Below are 18,865 nucleotides of genomic sequence, written 5' to 3' on the forward strand. Positions count from 1 at the left end.
GGCTAGTAGCCCGCATAGTCGTCCCCGCCTGCTCCAATCGGGTTTTCAAAGCGTGTGAAGTCCGCAATATAAGCCAGCTGTACCGATCCAGTAGGACCGTTACGCTGCTTGGCGATGATGATCTCCGCCTTGCCCTTCAGGTCTTCGTTTTCGCGGTCGTAGTACTCCTCGCGGTGGATGAAGCAGACCACGTCGGCGTCCTGCTCGATCGATCCAGACTCACGCAGATCGGAGAGCAACGGCTTCTTGTCGCCCGCGCGCTGTTCACTGCCACGGGAGAGCTGCGACAGAGCCACCACCGGCACACCCAGCTCCTTCGCCAGCGCCTTCAGACCGCGCGAGATCGCCGAGACCTCCTGCGTACGGTTTTCAAACCGGCCCTTGCCGCCGCCCGTCGCACCCGCCGTCATCAGCTGCAGGTAATCGACGACGATCAGGTCGATGCCGCCCTCCTGCTGCTTCAGACGCCGCGCCTTCGCACGCATTTCGGCCAGCGCAATGCCCGGCGTGTCGTCGATGTAGATCTTCGATCCCACCAGCCGTTCCAGCGCGTTCACCAGCTTGCCACGGTCGTCCTTCGCGATAAATCCCTGCTGGATCTTGCGCGCGCCCACCATCGCCTCGGAGGCCAGCATACGGCGAAGGAGCGACTCCTTCGACATTTCGAGCGAGAAGACCGCCACGATCTTGTTGCCACGCAGCGCCGCGTTCTGCGCAATGTTGATCGCCCATGCCGTCTTGCCCATGGAAGGACGCGCGGCGATGATCGTCAACTCACCCGGCTGCAAACCGCTCGTCATCCGGTCGAACTCGGTATAAAACGTCTGTAGACCCGTGACCTCCTGCCCCTGCTCCATCAGCTCGTCGATGGAACCGAAGCTCTCCGAGACGATGGAGCCGACGTCAGAAAGTCCACGCCGCACAGCGCCCTCGGAGATCTCCAAGAGCCGCGACTCCAGGTCGTTCAGCAGACCGAGGGACTGTTCACTCTGATCGGCGGCACGGTTCAAGCCCTCTTCGCAGACCTTCATCACGTTGCGAAGGATGCTCTTGTCCTTCACGATCTGGACGTAGTTCTCAATCGCAAGATGGCGTGGCAGGCCTTCCTGCAACGAGGCAAGGTAGGAGGGATTTCCAACAGCCTCCAGCTCCTTCTTGGTCTTCAGAGCATCGGCCACCGTGACGGCGTCAATGGCATAACCCAACTCCACCAACTCAAGAATCACGATGTAGATCCGGCGATGCGAGTCCACCGAAAAATCTTCCGGGTGCAGTTTGGCCGTCGCGTCGACCACGGCGACAGGATCCGTCAGCATCGCGCCCAGAATCACGCGCTCCGTGTGCAGCGATGCGGGAAGACCGTCTTTTTCGAGAATATGGAGAAATGTTGCCATGGGGCCCTTCCGATCTCTTACAGGATAAGACCTCGCGCTCAGGAGTCACCTGTGAACTTCTAGGATAAGGTGGCTCTCTTCGTGGACTTCGGGAGACAATCATCCTGAGGAACCACGATGTCCGCCAAAGAACAGCTCCAGATCCCCGCCGCCGCCCAGCGTGACCCGCGCTCTCTCGAAGTCCTCCGCGTCTGGATTGCGGAGCAGGACCAGCACATCGCGCTTGCCTTCGGCATGTGGGAAGATCCCGCCGACTGGGGCACGCTTCTGGCCGACCTGGCCCGCCACATCGCCAACGCGCACGCCGAGCAGGACCGCCACGTCAACACCGACGACTTCCTCGACCGCCTGCGCGAGGGCTTCGACCACGACCTCGACGGCTCAGGCGAAGAAGGCGACCCGAACTAGCCTCCTACGACGCCAGTTCGCGCGTATGCACTTCGATCAGGATATTGATCAGCGTCATCGCCGCGGGCGTCACGCCGGGAATGCCGCCAGCCTGCCCCACCGTCATCGGCCGCACACGCTCCAGCTTCTCCTGCATCTCGCGGGAAAGGCCGGAGATTCCCTTATAGCTGAACGAGGTAGGAATCACCCGCGCCTCGCTCGCCTTCAGCTTCTCCACGGAGCGGTCCTGCTGCGCGAGATAGCCCGCGTACTTGATCTGCGTCTCGACGGCTTTGGCTTCGCTCTTCAGCCGCCAGCCGAGCGGACCAGAGAACTCCGAAGCCGTCAGCGAAGGGATCAGGTCGAAGACCGTCACCTCGGGCCGCTTCAACCGCTTCGCCAGAAGCTCGCCGTCGACGCGCGTCGTCTCCAGCGCCACCTTCAAACGGGCCATCCGCATCTGCCGCGCTTCGAACTCCGCCCACGCCTCGTCCGTGATCAGCCCCAGCGCACGTGCCTTCGGTGTCAGACGCACATCGGCGTTATCGATCCGTAGATGCAGGCGAAACTCCGCCCTCGAGGTAAACATGCGGTAGGGCTCGTTCGTTCCCTTGCTGATGAGATCGTCGATCAGGATGCCTGTGTAGCCTTCGCTGCGGTCGAGCGTAAACATCGGCTCGCCCTTCACACTCAGCGACGCATTGATGCCCGCCATCAGCCCCTGGCACGCGGCCTCCTCGTAGCCCGAAGTCCCATTGATCTGCCCGGCAAGATACAGACCATCGATCGACTTCACCTTCAGCGAACGATCCAGCTCCGTCGCATCGATCGCGTCGTACTCGATCGCATACCCGGGACGCAGCATCTCCGCGTTTCCCAGCCCCGGGATCGAACGCACCATCGCACTCTGCACCTCCATCGGAAGGCTCGTACTCATGCCGTTGATGTAGACCTCGTGCGTGTTCAGGCCCTCGGGTTCGAGGAAGAACTGGTGCTGCGTCTTGTCCGGAAAGCGGACGATCTTGTCTTCGATGCTCGGGCAGTAGCGCGGCCCGATGCCTTCGATCTGCCCCGTGTACATCGGCGAACGATGCACGTTGTCGCGGATCAGCTGCAGCGTCTCCGGCGTCGTCACGGCGATGTAGCAACTGATCTGCTTGAGCGCGGGAAACTGCTCCTCGCTGGTGCGGAAGCTGAAGGGAGTCGGCTCCTCATCGCCGGGTTGCTCCTCAAAACGCGCCCAGTCAATCGTGCGCCCATCCAGACGCGGAGGCGTTCCCGTCTTCAGACGGCACTCGCGCAGGCCAAGCTTCTTCAACGACTCACCCAGCAGAACACTTGCAGGTTCGCCACTGCGCCCAGCGGTGTACTGCTGCTCTCCACAGTGAATCAACCCATTCAAAAATGTTCCGGTCGTAATCACAACAGCCTTGGCCTCAATCACGCGCCCATCCCGCAACCGCAGCCCCGTAATCCGCCGCTGCCCCGTGCTGACTCGCTGCCCCGCTGACCCGCTGACCGGCTCCAGCACTACATCAATAACTTCAGCCTGCTTAATAAAAAGGTTCTTCTCGCGCTCCAGCACCTCGCGCATCTTCACACGGTAGAGCGCCTTATCGCACTGCGCGCGCGGCGACCATACCGCCGGTCCACGACTCGTATTCAGCAGACGAAACTGGATGCCGCAGGCATCGGCGACCTCGCCCATCACGCCACCCATCGCATCCACTTCACGGACAAGATGGCCCTTGGCAATCCCGCCAATCGCAGGATTACAACTCATCTGCGCAATCAGGTCAAGGTTCAGCGTAAAGATCGCCGTCCGCAGCCCCATGCGCGCAGCCGCAACCGCAGCCTCGCACCCGGCATGGCCCGCGCCCACAACGGCAACATCGTATTGTTCGGTAAAACTCATAGTCCTGCCTCAACAACCCGCAGTTCCGGCACCAGCGTGAAGTGCCGTACGTTATGCGTTAGAACTCCATGACCGTATATAAGTGCAGTCGAAGCGATGATCGAATCAGCCAGCACAATCGTGAAACCGCGCCCGCGCAATTCTCCATTCAGCAGTCCGGCCCGACGGGCGATGCTGCTCTCTACAGGGTAAATCCCCGCCGAACTCTCAACCGATTTCAGGAAGTTTTCACGCCTGTTGCGCTGCACCTCAGTCCGCGCTCGGGCTACACCGTGTACCAACTCAAGTATGGTGATCGCGGAGAGGAAGAGCGATCCCGATTCAGCGGCCTCTCCTATACGAAAAAGCAGATCGACTAAGGTCACCTCTGCACGTTCCGCACGGATCAGAACCGAAGTGTCAACAATCAGTCCCACTTACCGTCTTCGAGCGGTTGATTCATCAGCTCATGCCCTTCCCGAACGTCCGCAGCAAAGGCTTCATCCATCAATGCAGGCGGATGGCCTTGTTCTTCGCGTGCCTTCAAGATAGCGATCATTTCGTGCGCAGTTCGCCCACGCAAAGGCGCATCTTCCGGTTGATGCAGCACAGCGATGACTTCTCCCGCTCGCTCCAACTCCACCCTGTCCCCCGCGCGCACATGCTCCATCAGCTTCGCAAAGTCGCGCACAACATCCGCTTCCTGCACGTGAATGGTCATATTTCAAGAATAACCCTCTTGCGATACCCTCGCCACATGCCAATCCCGCAGAAAACACCGAAAGTCGCCCTCATCACAGGAGCCTCCAGCGGCATCGGCCTGCTGGCCACGCTCACCCTCGCGCGCAACGGGTACACCGTCATAGCCACCATGCGCGACCTCGCCCGGGCGACGCATCTGCGCGAAAAGGCAGAGGCCGAAGGCCTCGCGGACCGAATCGACCTGCACGCACTCGATGTCACGGACTCCGCACAGGTTACCGAGGCTGCCAATTACGTGAAGGCGACCCACGGCCGCCTCGACGTCCTCGTGAACAACGCTGGCTACGCGCTCGCGGGCTTCTCCGAAGAAACCACCCTCGCCGAGCTCCGTCATCAGTTCGAAACCAACTTCTTTGGCGCAGTTCAGACCACCACCGCCATGCTGCCCCTCATGCGCGCGCAGACTCGACAAACCGGCGGAGCGAAGATCCTCATGATCTCCTCCATCTCCGGCCTCACCGCCTTCCCGCTCCTCGGCAGCTACAACGCCTCCAAGTTCGCTCTCGAAGGCTGGAGCGAAGCGCTCAGCATGGAGCTACGCAGCCTCGGCATTCACGTCAGCCTGGTCGAACCCGGTGCCTTCGACACCGACATCTGGAGCCGCAACGCAACCATCACCTCAGCGACGCAGTCCCCGGGCTCACCCAACTACAAACGCTCGCAGGCATTCCTCGCCCAGATTGGAAATGGAAAGATGAGCAAGGCCGACCCGCAGCAGATCGCCGACCTCATCCTCCGCATCGCACAATCGCCAAACCCGAAACTCCGCTACCTCATCGGCAAAGACGCCCGCTCAGCAAAACTTCTCCGCACCCTCCTGCCCATGCGCCTCTTCCAGAGCATTCTGCTCAAAGCAAGCGGCATCGACAGCTAGGCAACACACCGCACTGTGCCCCATTCTTCGCGGCTTCATCGCGAAACCGGGGTCCCCGGCGAACGGCTTTTTGTTCGCTGGGGTGGAAAAGGGTGAGATCGCGCAGAGCGCACAAACCAGATGTCGAGGAAGGGGCCATGCGCTGAAAGCGCATCTTTCCCTAGAAGAGCGCCCCAGGAAGAACCCGAAAAACAGATCCCTCCGCTACGCTACGGGATGACAAAGAGGGGATTTGCTTTCAATCAAACCGCGGCAGATGCCGCATATCATCCTCGGGCACCAGCTCCATCGGAAACCCGGCCTTCGTCCAAGCCTTCAGCCCACCCTGAATCACACGCACATTGTTCCCGCGCTCGTTGAGCATGTGCGCAATCCGCGCACTCGTCGCATCCCGCAGACACGAGCAGTACACATAGATCTCACACTCCGGAGCCAGCGTCTCGCGCAGCGCCTCCAGCTCAGGCAACAGACGACTCGGCTCCACGCGGATCGAGTTCTTGATCCGCTGCATCCCGGGATCGTAATAGCCATGGCTGCGCACATCCGCGATCACCACCGGGCGGTCCAGCGTCGGATTTTCCAGCCGCTCCAGAACCTCTTCCGCCGTAACCCGAGCCACCTGCGAATACTTCCGTCCCTTGATCGCCACCACCAGCCACGCGGCGGCATACCCAAACGCCGCCAGCGCCACCACTCCCAGAACCACATGTCCCACAACGGCCAGGGCGTTCGTAATCTTCAACAGAAAAGGGCTGAGCAGGAATCCAACGCCCATCCAGGCCGCGCAGTGCAACATCGCGCCCACAACATCCATCCGCCAGAACCGGAAGGGACGCATATGCAGGCTGCCCGCCAGCGGCGGGGCCATGGAGTTCAAACCCGGCACGAACCGCGCGATCAGCAGCGTGCGCGCGCCCTTCTCATAGAAGAAATCCGCCGACCGGAAGATGCAGACCTCGGGATCCATCGTAAGACGGCACAACCGTCCCAGCAGCCACCAACCCGTCGTCCGGCCTGCAAGATACATCAGCGTCGCGCCGATGTTTTCTACCAGCACCCCGAGAACAAACAGATGCACGATAGAGAGCTTGCCCGCATGCGCGGCCGCTCCGGCCAGCAACATCGTCACCACCACCGGCATCGGCAGGCCGAGCGAGGAAAGAAACAGAATCACCCCCACGGCGATATACCCGTGCCCCGCTACCCACACCGCTGCCCAGCCCATACCGCCACCCGCAAAAAATTCGCTATGCCGGTTTGGATGCAGGAATAACTCTCCTGACCGTATGCCAATGCGAGATGAAATACTCTCGCATGCGCCCGTTCGTCCTCGCACTCGCTCTGCTGCTCCCTGCGGCCCACGCCCAGATCAATTCCGCTCTTCTGGTAGACCCCAATCCCGATCTGAAATTCCCCGCCCGCAACCTCGACGTCACCATCCCGTCCCATGGCACACCGCTCCCCGGCGTCTTCTATCTCGCTGAAGGGAATAAGCCTCACCCCACCGTGCTCCTGCTCAACGGCCTCGGCTCCGAGCAAAACGGCGACCTGGCCCAGACCCTTCGCCGCGCCGGTTGGAACGTCCTCGCCGTCCATTCGCGCGGCACCGCAGGCGTTACCGGCACCTACACCCCAGCCACAGCCACGGAAGACGCCGAGGCCGAGAGCGCCTTCGTCCAGACCAACGCCACCACCTACTTCGCCGACCCCAAAAAGGTCGTCCCCCTTGGTTACAGCGAAGGCGCAACCGCCGCCCTGGCCCTGTTTACACAGAATGCGCAGATCCCAGCAGTCGTCCTGATCTCTCTCCCCACACAGGGAGCGCCCGGTGCGCCCAAAGTAGCCACCCGCCCCGTCCTTCTCTTCTCCGCCGAAGACGGCAGCGCACCCCAGACCGAAGCGCTCCTGCTCGCAATCAAACCCACCAGTCCGCACTCCCTGCACATGCACATGCGCACCGACCACAACTACGCCACGCTGCGCATCGCCCTGCAGTCCATCACCGTAGACTGGCTCGCCCGCCAGTTCCGCCCCGAACATTAACCTCGCGCCAGCACCACGGCCCCGGCTGCGATCAACCCGCCACCCACGACCTTGCTCACAGACATCCCCTCGCCCAGAAACGCCCACGCAAACAGGATCACCAGCACCACGCTCAGCTTGTCGATCGGCGCAACGCGCCCGGCATCGCCCATCTGCAGCGCGCGGAAGTAGCAGATCCAGCTCGCTCCCGTCGCCAAACCGCTCAGCACCAGAAACATCCAGCTGCGGCGTTCGATCCGCCCCAGACCACCATGCGCCCCCAGCGCGTAAGCCCAACCCCACGCAAAGACAAGCACCACCGTCGTGCGCACCGCCGTCGCCAGGTTGGAGTCCACACCCTTCACGCCGATCTTCGCCAGCACCGCCGTTGCCGCGGCAAAGACCGCACTCAAAAGCGCCCACCCCAACCAACCCATAGCAATTTCCTCTGCGACCTACGCTACCACTCCACACGCGCGCCAAACTGCACGCGCCGCTCGCGCGCGTTCGCTGCGTTGGCCGAATCGAAGCTTCCGAACGGACGCGACTGCAGGCCCTCCGTCGCGATCGTCGCCGCATCCTGAAAGACCAGCGGCGTCACGCCATTCACGGCATCTCCCACAAGAAACGCCCGCTGCTGCACACCGGTGTAGTTCACATGATTCAGAAGGTTGAAGCCGTCGACATAGACACGCGCATGCATCGCTTCGGAGAGATGGAATCGGCGACTCAGGCGCAGATCCAACACCTCGACCCACGGCAGCCTCTGCGTATTCCGTCCGACTGTGGGCAGATACCGCGCCCCTCCGGAACCGTTGATCGTCTCGCGTCCCGCGTCCAACTCGCTTCCGCCCAGGATCTCGTAGCTGTACGGTCTTCCACTCACAGCGGAAAGACTCGGAGCAAAGACCCACCCATTCGCCAGCCGTCCCGCACTTTTGTCCAGGTGAAAGACCGGCTCCCAAAGGCCGCTCGCACTCACCTTGTGCCTTCGGTCCAGCGTGGAAGCCGCGCGGTCATACCGCACCTCAAACGGATCGAACTGCGCATCCTGCTGCGGCGCGGCGGAGTGGTCCTGCCCGTAGTCCAGCATCTTCGCGTACGTCCACGACGCTCGGAACTGCACGCCGCGGCGCAGGCGGTGCTCCGCCTGCGCGATCAGCGCGTGATAGCTCGCGCTCGCATTGGAAAGAATCGCCGTCACCGGTCCAAAATCCGACGACACGCGCGCCGTGTACAGCGGGATAGAAAACACGTCGCCGTCCCGCGCTCCCGCCTCGCCCCCACCATTCGGGCGCACCACGCGAAAGCTGGCCGCCGAGGTCGACGGAGCGATGTTGATGTCCGTGGAGTTCGGCAACTGTCGGCTCGCCGCACCCGCATAGCCCAAACTGACCTCCGTTCCTCCAAAGTCATGCTCCACCGCGAACGTTGTTTGCTCCACCATCGGCAGTTGAAACCTGCGGCTGAACATCACCGCCGAGGTCGTCTGCAACGCAATCCCCGTCGGCGCGCAGGCGTACGTCGCCGGATAGCCGAAGTTCGTCCCCGCACTCGCGCACTGCGCATCGACGATCGTCTTCGGCCCGATGCGTAGCGAGTGCGAACTCGACGGCTGCGCAGTATTCATCAAGGCCGAGCGAATCGTTGCCCCTGCCACGCGCCCGAACGACACACCGAAGCCCGCATGAACGACCGTCCGCCGCGAGACGCTCCACGCCAACCCCACCCGTGGCTGCAGATTGTTCGTGTCCGAAGGCAGCGCGCTCGTGCGCGCTGCCAGACCCGCATTCGTTCCAAACAACGCATCCAGCTCTGCATTGGGATGCTGTGCTGGCGGCAGCGCCACGTATTCATAGCGAAGACCCGTATCCAGCGTCACACCCTTCGCCGGTCGCCAGTGATGCTGCACAAACGCCGCCCACTCACTCATATGGAAATCCGACACGCTATGACCGAAGCCCTGCGTATACGAGTGGAAACAGAAGAAGTGCTCACTTGCGAAGATCGAAGGGCAAGCGCCATTGGGATACGCCGTCGCGGAAAACGTGTAGTCCGTAATGAAGTCGACCAGCCCACCTGCGTGCCCGTCCGTCGTCCCGCTGGAGTAGTTGTACGTGCCCTCCTCGTTCGCCAAAGAATCGATATGCTCCTGGATCAGGCTCACATCAAAGCCCGCCTGCAACAGCGAAACACTCCCCGCCCAGCTCACCGTGTCCGCGAACTGCCAGCGCCGTTCGTCAGGGTAACTTCGACGTCCCAGCGACGCAGGCTTGCCCAGATAAAACTCCCCACCGAGATTGATCTGCGGCGAGTATCCATTCGGCCCGCTATGCGGCTCTTGCGGCAGAGGCGTCTGCGCCGCCTGCGTCTCCACGTCGCTGGAGTAACTCGCGCTCAACTCGTTGCTCAGAAAGCTCGTCGCAGAGTACGTCCAACGCGCAATGCCTTCATCCGTATGCATCCTGTCGTTGCCGAAGCTCGTCACCGCGCGATGCAGTACCGGCTCACCACGCACACCCGCAGGCGAAGTTCGCCGCGCGCGGTTCCACTCCACGCTGAACTGGTGCCGCGCACTCGCCTGCCAATCCAGCCGCGGAAAGAACGCCACCTCATCCCTCCGTCGCGGAACAATGCCAGACAGGGAATCGATATACCGCAAAGCCGCATCGATCTTCGGCAGCGTCACACCACGGTTCTGCAACAGCGCCGTCTGTGTCGCGCTCAGGTTATAAAAATCCGTCGTCGCCGGAGAAGACAGTGCAGGAAAGTTGCGCCTCTGCTGCTCATACGCCACAAAGTAAAACAGCTTCTCTCGAAGCGTATGCCACGGCACGCGTCCCTCTGCCGACAAGCCCCACTGCAGACGCAGATCCTGTGGTTTGTCGAACGTACTGACCGATTGACCATCGTTGTATCGCGTAAGAATTGCGAACGGGTTCGTCGCCGCCAGCGCATTGTCCTGCGCCTGGAAGAACGCAGACCCATGCGTCCGCGCGGAACCGCGCCGCGTCACCGTCGTCACACTGCCGCCTGCCGCCTTGCCCAGGTCGGCGGAGGAGTTCATCGTCTCCACGCGAAACTCCTGCACTGCCGTCTCCGGCAGAAGAAGGTCCGCTCGCACACCGCCACGTGGCACGCCGAGAAAGCTCTGGGTGTCGTCGACTCCATCCAGCACGTATTGGTTCTGCGTCGTCGCCACACCACGAGCCGTGATCTGTAAAAACGTGGAATCCGTCGCGTTCATCAACGGCGTCAGCAGAGCGAAGCTCGACCATCGCCTACCGTCAAGCGGGAGCTCCTGCACCTCTGCGGGAGAGATCGTCACGTTCGCCGGGGTAGCCTGCATCTCGACCTCAGCAACGGCCTGCACAGTCACACTCGCCGTCGCCCCGACCACGTGCAGCTCCACCTCGATCTCCAGCGTCTCCCCAAGCTCCACCGTCACGGTGCCAGACCAGGGCGCGAACGCAACAGCCGATTTCGCGGGAGAGACCACCACCGCATACGCTCCCGGCGCAAGCCGGGGAACGAAGAATGCCCCCTGCGCGTCGGTGGAAACCACCCGCGTCCGAGCCGCGTTGCCGTCCGCGGCCCGTGCCACCAACACACGCGCACCCACCACCGCAGCGCCCGCGCCATCGCGCACCACACCGCGCAGAGCTCCAGTCACCGTGTCCTGCGCGCACAGCCCCGACACGCAAAACAGATAAATCATCATTAGGGAAAAAATCCGGCTCGACACTTCATCCCTCGTTGCGCAGAATCTACGAGCCGTAGATCGCGCAAAATCTCTGAGAAGGGAAACACAGCGCGGACTCCATCAAGAAGTCCGCGCCAGGAAATCGTTACGACATTAAGTTGTAGGTCAGAGAGGGCGGCAGCCACAGACCGCCGCCCTCCGGACAATCTCGGCTTAGAAGAACAGACGTCCACCGATTTGGATATTGCGTGGGTTGTAGGCGTAGTTGTTGTTGGAGTTCTGCACTGCGCCGAAGGTGCTCTGGTACGTGAGCGAGGTGCCGGTCACGTTGTAAGCAGTCGTGTTGATACCCGTGATGTTCTGGTGGTTAGCAAGGTTGAACGCCTCGCCAATCAACTCGAAGCGCATGCGCTCCGTGATGGGGAAGTCGCGTTGCACACGCAGATCGATCACGATATCGCGCGGATATTGGAAGGTATTGCGCCCGAGGATCGGCATATACGTCGTACCGGTTCCGCCGAGGCCCGTGGTGAAGGGTTTCAAGCAGGTTGCAGCCGCGCATTGATTGCTCGTCGTGAAGCTGTTAGTGCTCGCCGAGTAAGGCAGACCGGACTGCATCTGGAACGCAGGCTTGATCGACCATCCGTTCGTTGCCTGCTTCAAAATGGCATTGCCGTGCGTTCCCGGGATATTCAGAATCGCCCAGCCCACGACGCGGTGCGGCACATTCAGGAAGGAGTTGCCGTAGTTCGCGCGTGCATTGTTGTAAGGATCGATCCACAGATTGCTGCCGAGACCGGTGACCTGGTTCTGATTGAAATCCAGCGCATGCGACCATGTGTAGTTTGCGTCGAAACTGATGTACTTGCTCGCGCGCTTCTGCACTTCCACTGTGAGAGCGTGGAAGCTGGAGTTGACGTTGCTGATCGCCGCATAGGCCGCATTCGCTGCCGTGTTCTTGACCGTCGGCGTTCCGCCAACCGTAGCGCCGGAGTAAACCGTCACAGGAAAGCTGCTGCCGCAGGCAAGAGGTCCGCAGTTGCCGGTGCCCGTCACGGTGTAGTTCTGTGTGTACGTCTTCGTCGGATCCAGGTTCAGATTCAGGCTGTTCGGAAGCTCACGTCCAAGCGAACCGAGATAGCTGACCGAGAGCACGGTGTTCATTCCCAGTTCCTGCTGCACCGCGAGATCGAACTGCTGCGCCATCGGATTCTGGAAGTTCTTGGCCAGGTACTGGATGTCCGGCGTCGTCGTGCCACCCGGCGTGAACGTCGTGGAAGGAAGACGAGGAGCCGAGGCGGAAGGCGTCAGCGTATAGGCATTCTGACCGCCAGCCGCACCTGTGGTGGAGCGCGCAGTCAGGAAAAGCGCATTCGGAATATGGCCATAGTACATACCGTACCCGCCACGAACCACCGTCTTGCCCAGGCCGTAAGGATCCCATGCAAAACCGAGACGAGGCGAGATGTTGTTCTTGTCGCTCGGCGTATTCAGAGTGTCCGGGAAAGCGGCGTTCGGCAGAATGACATCTGGCAACTTCTCATAGTCGTAGCGGACGCCGAGGTTCAGCGTCAGCGTCGGTGCGAGCTTCCAGTCATCCTGCGCGAAGAAGCCATAGTCGATCGTGCGCACATCGAAGTTCGGGCGTCCGAGCGTCTGTTTGTAGTTGGTGTAGCAACCCACAGGAACATACGCCGCGCCCGTACCCGTACCGCAGCCTCCACGGCTGGGGCTGGCGAGATCGGAGATGTAGCCCAGCAGCGTGCCGTAGGTGTAAAGACCGTTTGGCGGCGCCGTCGAACCGCCCAGCGTGTTCTGAATATCGTAGTTGTGCAGCAGGTCGAGACCGACCTTCAGGTTGTGCTTGCCATACAGGAAGCTTGCGGTATCGCCGATCTGCCACTTGCGCTCATCCGGCAACGCAGCGCGGAAGCTGTAGTACGGTGCGCCCATCGTGAAGGCGTTTGTGGGCAGGTTGATCTGTACGGGGATTCCCGAAGCAGGCGTGAGAAATTGGTTGGTGAAGGCAACGGGAGTCTGGCGGCCCTCGTCATTCAACTCGCGCGCGTATTGATAGCGAAGCTCATTGGTAATGTGCGACGTGATGATGCTATCCAACTTGGCCAGGCCATAGTCCAGCTTGACGAAGTCAGTTCCGAAAGAGTCCGTCGCGTAGGTGTTGGACTGCTGCGTCTGCACGCCACCCGGCGAATCCCAGCGCAGGCGATGGTAGAGGACGCTCACGTGATTCTTGCCGTTCACCTGCCAGTCAAGCTTGGGGGTGTTGATGTCCTGATTGCCATAACGTGCAACCGGACCGAGGGCGGTGTTCATCGACTGGATAAAGCTGCGATACGTTGCCAGTGCCTGCGCCGACGTGACCGTTGCACCCGTCGAATTGGAAAGACGCGTGGTCAATGTTGCCAGGTCTGCCGCGGAGGGGTCCGCGTAGAAAGTGGTATTGCCGGCACGGCCCGTGCCTGGGAAGTTACGACGGAACTCATCGAACGCATAGAAGAAGAAAAGCTTGTCCTTGATAATGGGGCCGCCAATACCGAAGCCGTACTGATTGCGCTTGTCCTTCGGCTTGAAGTTGATCTGGCTTGCGGTTCCCGTGGTCGTGTTGTAGACAACCGTGTTCGTGTAGGGATTCGGAGCGGCAAGCTCATCGCCCCGATGATAGAAGTACGCTTCACCGTGGATGGCATTCGTTCCACTCTTCGTCACCGAGTTCACCACGCCACCGACGGCACGGCCAAACTCCGCCGAATAAACGCCCGTGTTCACCTGAAACTCGCGGATCGCCGTCTGTGCGGTGGAGTAACCCGCGCGTGTACGTCCGCGCTCTTCACCGAAATAAGCCTGGTTGTCATCTGCGCCGTCGATCAGCACGTTGTTGAGCGTTGCGCTGATGGCGCGGAACGAAATCAAGCCAAAACCCGAAGCGTCATTGGTCACGCCCGGCGTCAACAGCGAAAGAGAGGACCAGCGTCGATTGTTGATCGGAATACTCTCGATTTCGGCATTCGAAAGCTGACCGCCATAGGCAGGCGTGTCGAACTTCAGCACCGGCGTCTCCGCCGTCACTTCTATTACGCTTGAGCTGGCGCCCGCCGTAAGATGCGGATTCAACTCCGTCACCTGGTTCACCTGCACCATCACCTGGTTCGACTTCAGCTCCGAGAAGCCCGCGGAACTAATCGTCACCGTGTAGGTTCCGGGAGGCAACTGGGGAGCCTTGAAAAAGCCACCGTCGTCTGCTGTCAGTGCCAGATCGGCGTTCGTGCCGTTATTGTGAATCGTGACGCTGGCTTTTGGAATGACGGCATTGGTCGCGTCAAACACCGTGCCGGAGATTGCGCCCTGCGTGGTGGACTGCGCCCAAACCGTGGTCGCCATGGTGAAAAGACAGCCCGCAAGAATTGCTCGTGCTGAAAGTAGATGCTTCATCTGGTGCTCTCCTGAAAAGCTGCATACTTCGTTTGCAACACACACTTTTGTGTCAACCTGAACGCTTTGGACACAACGGAGCCCTATAGGACTTCCCGGGAGTCTGATCGTTCACGTTGCTGCTCAGTGCGAAATTTCGATTGTTGTCTTTTGCGCGCTTTGCCCTTCACCGCGGCCGCGCGCTTGTTTTTGGGGTTACGGCCCATTGTGACAGTTCACCCGGACCGCCACAACCGCCGGAAATTCAAGGAAAACGCAGAAACCTCAGAATAAAAGCCCATATTTCCACACCCCAGGGTTGCGAGGGAGCCCGGTCCGGCCCTCTCGGTGGCAATCCGCTAAACTATAGGTACAGCAAGGGGTTTCGTAATGTTTATCGATGAGGCAAGAATCCGCATTAAAGCCGGAGACGGCGGAAACGGCTGTATGGCGTTTCGCCGGGAAAAATTTGTTCCCCGGGGCGGTCCCTCAGGCGGTGATGGCGGGCACGGCGGCAATATTCTCATGACGTCTTCCACCCAGCACAACACCCTGCTCCAGTTCCGGTTCAACCCCGAACACAAATCCGAGCGCGGCGGACACGGCGAAGGCTCCAACTGCTCCGGCACCTCAGGCGAAAACCTCGTCCTCAAGGTCCCCGTGGGCACGCAGCTCTACGACGACGAGACCGGCGACCTCATCCACGACTTCGCCCACCCCGACGAGACCATCATCGTCGCCAAGGGCGGTCGCGGCGGACGCGGCAACCAGCACTTCGCCACGCCCACCCACCAGGCTCCCCGTGAGCACGAACTCGGCCGCCCCGGCGAAGCCCGCAACTACCGCCTCGAACTGAAGCTCCTGGCGGACGTCGGTCTCCTCGGCTACCCCAACGTCGGTAAATCGACGCTCATCTCGCGCCTCTCCGCCGCCCGTCCCAAGATCGCGAACTACGCCTTCACCACGCTCGAGCCCAACCTGGGCGTCGTCCAGGTCGGCGAATGGCCGCACGAACACAGCTTCGTCATCGCCGACATGCCCGGCCTCATCGAAGGTGCCAGCCAGGGCGCGGGCCTTGGCATCCAGTTCCTCCGCCATATCGAGCGCACCAGCGTTCTGGCCCATCTCGTGGACGTCTCCGACGGCTCCGGTCGCGATAACCCCGTGGAAGACTTCAAGATCATCGAAGCCGAGCTCACCAGCTTCGGTCACGGTCTGCCCTCCAAGCCAGTCCTCGTCGTCGCCACCAAGATCGACGTCGCCAACCCGGACAAGTTGAAGAAGCTACAGGCCATGGCGAAGCGCAAGAAGCTCCCCTTCTACGCCATCTCCGCCGTCGCCGGTACCGGCATCGAAGAGCTCAAGTACGCCATCTCGCAGGCCGTCATCGACTTCCGCCGCGACAACCCGGCACCCCCACCACCGCCGCCGATGCGCAAAATGAAGGCCAACTACCCGCCCCCCCAGGCCAGCAAAAAAACCGTCCGCTAACCCACCAAAACCGGGTGCCCCATGTCCCGCTTTTGGGACATGGGTATTCGCGCAACGGGCGACCCTTTGTGCCCCGTTCTTTCGCAGCTTCATCGCGAAAGGGTGGGGTCGCGCAGAGCGCACAAACCAGATCCTCATGGAAGGGCTTTTACTACAGCCACCCCAACCTTAGGCCGAGCATCAAACTTCGCCCGAGCCTTCGCCACCACCTTGCAGTTCTTCTCCGCCCACATCCAAACCCCGCAAAACGCCTCGCTCAACTCAAACCCCAGCTGCGTCAGCTCATAGTCCACATGCGGCGGAATCACCGGATGCACCGTCCGGATCACCAACCCATCGCGCTCCATCTGCCGCAGCGTCTGGGTCAGCATCTTCTGGCTCACGCCCGGAATGGCTTCGCCGATCCGCGTGAAACGCATCGTTCCGCCCTGCGTTAGAGCCTCCAGCACCTCCATCGTCCAACGGTCGGCCACGCGGGCGATCACCTCCGCTACCAGCGCGTCCACCTCCGGCGTTGTTTCGGGATACGTCTTCGTCGCCATGCCTGCCTCCCATACGCACCATCGAGTAAGTACAGCACAAACAAGTGCCTACTTCCTGAAAGAGAGTGTCAGCTTTAGAGTACAGCAAGAGGTGAAACACATGAGCAGCACGACTACAGAAAAGAAGATCGCCCTCGTCACCGGAGGCTCTCGCGGTCTCGGCAGGAACACCGCGCTCAGCTTTGCCCAAAAGGGTGTCGACGTCATCCTCACCTACAACTCCAACAAGACCGAGGCCGACTCGGCCGTGGCCGCGATCCAGGCCCTCGGCGGCAAAGCCGTCGCCTTGCAGCTAAGCGCTGGCGAGATCGCTACCTTCGACACGTTCGTCGACGCAGTCAAGTCCGCCCTGCAGCAGAACTGGAACCGCACCACCTTCGATTACCTCATCAACAACGCGGGCAACGGTTACCACGCCACCTTCGCGGAGACCACCGAAGCCGCCTTCGACAACCTCGTAAACATTCACTTCAAGGGCGTCTACTTCCTCACGCAGAAGCTTCTTCCCGTCCTCGCCGACGGTGGCCGCATCGTGAACCTCTCCTCCGGCCTCGCCCGTTTCGCCACGCCCGGCTTCTCCGCCTATGCGTCCATGAAGGGCGCGATCGAAGTGCTCACGCGCTATATGGCGAAGGAACTTGGCGCTCGCGGCATCGCCGTCAACACCGTTGCTCCCGGCCCCATCGAAACCGACTTTGGCGGCGGCGTGGTGCGCGACAACGAAGCCATGAATAAAGCTATCGCCTCCACAACAGCGCTCGGTCGCGTCGGCCTGCCGGACGATGTGGGTCCGATGATCGCCTCGCTCGTCTCCGAAGACAATCGCTGGGTCAACGCGCAGCGCATCGAAGTCTCGGGCGGAATCAACCTCTAAACGCTATCGCACCGCATAGAGCACGGAAGCATGAGGAGCCAGCTCCACATGCACCCCGTGCTCGGATGTGCTCTTTTCGCCGGTCCAAAGGTCCGTCATCGTCCCACTCGCCGCCTTCCACCCCACCAGGTTCCACAGCAGATCCACCGGCAGCTTGGTCTCACCAAGATTGAAGACCGCAACATACTGCTCGCCATGCGCGCCCTTCGCCACCCACGCGCGCAAATCGCCATCGCTGAAGGCCAGCCGGTTGAGCGAGCTATGCTGGTTTACCGCCAGCACCTCCACGTTCGTCAGTAAACTCTTCGTCCAGTCGTCCAGCGTCAACAGATCGCCGCCAAACATCAGGGGCGAACGAAAGATCGACCACAGCGTCATCATCGTGCGTTGCTCGTCATGCGTCAGCTTCGACATCCGCGCCTCGCCCCGCTCGGCACGCAGACCGATGTGTCCCAGAGGAAGCATATCCGCATCCGGCCAGTGACCGCCGCGCGTATCCGGCTCCACGAAGATCGACCACTTCTCCATCAGGAAGTACATCGCCTTCACCGACTTCCACTCGTCCCAAAGATCGTCCGCAATACGCCACATCTGCGCATTGCCGCGCAGGTCGTCCACACGGTCCGTCGGCGCGGGTCCAGGCGAAAGGCTCAGCGCAATCGGCTGTCCCGACTTCACAATCGCGCGATGCAGCGCCGCGATCTCCGCCGAGTGGTACGGCCGCGCCATGTCGTCGGCCTTGATGAAGTCCACACCCCACGACGCATACATCTTCACCAGCGAATCGTAATAAGCCTGCCCGCCGGGCTTCGTCACATCGACGCCGTACATATCCGTATTCCACGCACACGTGCTGCTGGTGTCGGCAATCTCCATCGCATGCGTATCCACCGTTCCCAGAACCGGAAGATTCCGCGCCACCGCCTGCCGCGGGATGCCGCGCATGATGTGAATGCCGAACTTCAGCCCCTTGCCATGGACATACTCCGCAAGCTCGCGAAAGCCAGCGCCATCCTTCGCGGAAGGGAAGCGATTCGGCGCGGGAATCAGGCGTCCATACCCGTCCATCGCCAGCTCCGCGCCCACGCGGTATCCATGCGCCTTCGGCTGCGGCTCCGACCACTGGATATCGACGACGATGTACTCCCAGCCAAAGCGCTTCAGATTGCGCGCCATCACATCCGCCGTCGCGCGCACTTCGCTCTCCGTTACGGTCGTACCGTAGGCGTCCCAACTGTTCCAACCCATCGGCGGAGTCGGAGCGAGAACCTTAGTCTGCGCTCGCAGCAAGGGCAGCACCACCGACACACACACAGCAGCGAGAACAAGGCTCTTCAAAACCACACGCATCCGCACACCCCTCGAAACATCAGATCACCACTATCGCACCCGACCTTTCGTAGAGCATTCGGTGGAGTACCCAATCGAGTACCTGTTGGAATATCTCGCGGAGTACCCAGAGAGCTAACAACAACCTGCACAAGCGCACGCAT

General features: G+C 61.1%; 15 protein-coding genes. 5 read left to right on the forward strand and 10 right to left on the reverse strand.

Annotated elements, in window-relative coordinates; all coding sequences use genetic code 11:
• Positions 1–2: 2 nt before the first annotated feature.
• Positions 3–1,394 (reverse strand): replicative DNA helicase, encoded by a 1,392-nt coding sequence (gene dnaB / locus ACIPR4_RS20360; protein WP_013570558.1) that lies wholly within the window; start codon positions 1,392–1,394, stop codon positions 3–5.
• A 117-nt stretch (positions 1,395–1,511) separates the two neighbouring features.
• Here dnaB and ACIPR4_RS20365 point away from each other — a divergent pair, with 117 nt between their 5' ends.
• A complete protein-coding gene (locus tag ACIPR4_RS20365) occupies positions 1,512–1,802 on the forward strand; it encodes a DUF5076 domain-containing protein (RefSeq protein WP_013570559.1) in 291 nt (96 codons plus the stop codon).
• A gap of 4 nt (positions 1,803–1,806) precedes the next feature.
• Here the strand turns inward: ACIPR4_RS20365 and mnmG are convergent, their stop codons facing one another.
• The 3 genes from mnmG to ACIPR4_RS22870 are packed head-to-tail and all read right to left on the reverse strand — an operon-like array spanning position 1,807 to position 4,396.
• Complete coding sequence (gene mnmG / locus ACIPR4_RS20370) at positions 1,807–3,696, reverse strand: tRNA uridine-5-carboxymethylaminomethyl(34) synthesis enzyme MnmG (RefSeq protein ID WP_013570560.1); 1,890 nt, start codon at positions 3,694–3,696, stop codon at positions 1,807–1,809.
• The gene (locus ACIPR4_RS20375; RefSeq protein WP_013570561.1) at positions 3,693–4,112 is read right to left on the reverse strand and encodes a PIN domain-containing protein; all 420 of its coding nucleotides are present in this window, start codon (positions 4,110–4,112) and stop codon (positions 3,693–3,695) included. The genes mnmG and ACIPR4_RS20375 overlap by 4 nt, the downstream gene beginning before the upstream one ends.
• Positions 4,103–4,396, reverse strand: coding sequence for a hypothetical protein (locus tag ACIPR4_RS22870; protein ID WP_013570562.1), 294 nt, complete (start codon positions 4,394–4,396; stop codon positions 4,103–4,105). Before ACIPR4_RS22870 ends, ACIPR4_RS20375 begins: the two co-directional genes overlap by 10 nt.
• An 18-nt stretch (positions 4,397–4,414) precedes the next feature.
• On the opposite strand from ACIPR4_RS22870, the gene ACIPR4_RS20385 reads away from it, so the two are divergent.
• Positions 4,415–5,311, forward strand: a complete 897-nt coding sequence (locus ACIPR4_RS20385) for an SDR family oxidoreductase (RefSeq protein ID WP_222829246.1) — start codon at positions 4,415–4,417, stop codon at positions 5,309–5,311.
• A 238-nt stretch (positions 5,312–5,549) separates the two neighbouring features.
• Here ACIPR4_RS20385 and ACIPR4_RS20390 read toward each other — a convergent pair whose 3' ends face one another.
• Positions 5,550–6,647 (reverse strand): rhodanese-like domain-containing protein, encoded by a 1,098-nt coding sequence (locus tag ACIPR4_RS20390; protein ID WP_245536399.1) that lies wholly within the window; start codon positions 6,645–6,647, stop codon positions 5,550–5,552.
• Here ACIPR4_RS20390 and ACIPR4_RS20395 point away from each other — a divergent pair.
• Complete coding sequence (locus ACIPR4_RS20395) at positions 6,626–7,354, forward strand: dienelactone hydrolase family protein (RefSeq protein WP_013570565.1); 729 nt, start codon at positions 6,626–6,628, stop codon at positions 7,352–7,354. The genes ACIPR4_RS20390 and ACIPR4_RS20395 overlap by 22 nt on opposite strands.
• Here ACIPR4_RS20395 and ACIPR4_RS20400 read toward each other — a convergent pair.
• From ACIPR4_RS20400 to ACIPR4_RS20410, 3 genes are all read right to left on the reverse strand, one after another.
• On the reverse strand, positions 7,351–7,770 hold the full coding sequence (locus tag ACIPR4_RS20400) for an EamA family transporter (RefSeq protein ID WP_013570566.1): 420 nt from the start codon (positions 7,768–7,770) through the stop codon (positions 7,351–7,353). The two genes, ACIPR4_RS20395 and ACIPR4_RS20400, sit on opposite strands and share 4 nt — an antisense overlap.
• Positions 7,771–7,793: 23 nt before the next feature.
• The gene (locus tag ACIPR4_RS20405) at positions 7,794–11,054 is read right to left on the reverse strand and encodes a TonB-dependent receptor (protein WP_049781061.1); all 3,261 of its coding nucleotides are present in this window, start codon (positions 11,052–11,054) and stop codon (positions 7,794–7,796) included.
• Positions 11,055–11,249: 195 nt separating this feature from the next.
• On the reverse strand, positions 11,250–14,486 hold the full coding sequence (locus ACIPR4_RS20410; protein WP_013570568.1) for a TonB-dependent receptor: 3,237 nt from the start codon (positions 14,484–14,486) through the stop codon (positions 11,250–11,252).
• Between the two features lie 369 nt (positions 14,487–14,855).
• Between ACIPR4_RS20410 and obgE the strand changes: the two genes are divergently transcribed.
• A complete protein-coding gene (gene obgE, locus ACIPR4_RS20415; protein WP_013570569.1) occupies positions 14,856–15,956 on the forward strand; it encodes a GTPase ObgE in 1,101 nt (366 codons plus the stop codon).
• A gap of 134 nt (positions 15,957–16,090) precedes the next feature.
• Here obgE and ACIPR4_RS20420 read toward each other — a convergent pair whose 3' ends face one another.
• The gene (locus tag ACIPR4_RS20420) at positions 16,091–16,498 is read right to left on the reverse strand and encodes a winged helix-turn-helix transcriptional regulator (protein ID WP_013570570.1); all 408 of its coding nucleotides are present in this window, start codon (positions 16,496–16,498) and stop codon (positions 16,091–16,093) included.
• A 100-nt stretch (positions 16,499–16,598) separates the two neighbouring features.
• Here ACIPR4_RS20420 and ACIPR4_RS20425 point away from each other — a divergent pair, with 100 nt between their 5' ends.
• Positions 16,599–17,372: an SDR family NAD(P)-dependent oxidoreductase gene (locus tag ACIPR4_RS20425; RefSeq protein ID WP_013570571.1), complete on the forward strand. Its 774-nt coding sequence runs from the start codon at positions 16,599–16,601 to the stop codon at positions 17,370–17,372.
• Positions 17,373–17,375: 3 nt separating this feature from the next.
• Here the strand turns inward: ACIPR4_RS20425 and ACIPR4_RS20430 are convergent, their stop codons facing one another.
• A complete protein-coding gene (locus ACIPR4_RS20430) occupies positions 17,376–18,716 on the reverse strand; it encodes a glycoside hydrolase family 27 protein (RefSeq protein ID WP_425358326.1) in 1,341 nt (446 codons plus the stop codon).
• Positions 18,717–18,865: the final 149 nt, after the last annotated feature.

This window comes from Terriglobus saanensis SP1PR4 (assembly GCF_000179915.2).
In the GTDB taxonomy this organism is placed as follows: domain Bacteria; phylum Acidobacteriota; class Terriglobia; order Terriglobales; family Acidobacteriaceae; genus Terriglobus; species Terriglobus saanensis.

What these genes read in the sequence shown, in the direction of transcription:
- dnaB (WP_013570558.1), bottom strand. Translation starts at nt 1,394, where the DNA reads ATGGCAACATTTCTCCATATTCTCGAAAAAGACGGTCTTCCCGCATCG.
- ACIPR4_RS20365 (WP_013570559.1), top strand. Translation starts at nt 1,512, where the DNA reads ATGTCCGCCAAAGAACAGCTCCAGATCCCCGCCGCCGCCCAGCGTGAC.
- mnmG (WP_013570560.1), bottom strand. Translation starts at nt 3,696, where the DNA reads ATGAGTTTTACCGAACAATACGATGTTGCCGTTGTGGGCGCGGGCCAT.
- ACIPR4_RS22870 (WP_013570562.1), bottom strand. Translation starts at nt 4,396, where the DNA reads ATGACCATTCACGTGCAGGAAGCGGATGTTGTGCGCGACTTTGCGAAG.
- ACIPR4_RS20395 (WP_013570565.1), top strand. Translation starts at nt 6,626, where the DNA reads ATGCGCCCGTTCGTCCTCGCACTCGCTCTGCTGCTCCCTGCGGCCCAC.
- ACIPR4_RS20400 (WP_013570566.1), bottom strand. Translation starts at nt 7,770, where the DNA reads ATGGGTTGGTTGGGGTGGGCGCTTTTGAGTGCGGTCTTTGCCGCGGCA.
- ACIPR4_RS20405 (WP_049781061.1), bottom strand. Translation starts at nt 11,054, where the DNA reads ATGATGATTTATCTGTTTTGCGTGTCGGGGCTGTGCGCGCAGGACACG.
- ACIPR4_RS20410 (WP_013570568.1), bottom strand. Translation starts at nt 14,486, where the DNA reads ATGAAGCATCTACTTTCAGCACGAGCAATTCTTGCGGGCTGTCTTTTC.
- obgE (WP_013570569.1), top strand. Translation starts at nt 14,856, where the DNA reads ATGTTTATCGATGAGGCAAGAATCCGCATTAAAGCCGGAGACGGCGGA.
- ACIPR4_RS20420 (WP_013570570.1), bottom strand. Translation starts at nt 16,498, where the DNA reads ATGGCGACGAAGACGTATCCCGAAACAACGCCGGAGGTGGACGCGCTG.
- ACIPR4_RS20425 (WP_013570571.1), top strand. Translation starts at nt 16,599, where the DNA reads ATGAGCAGCACGACTACAGAAAAGAAGATCGCCCTCGTCACCGGAGGC.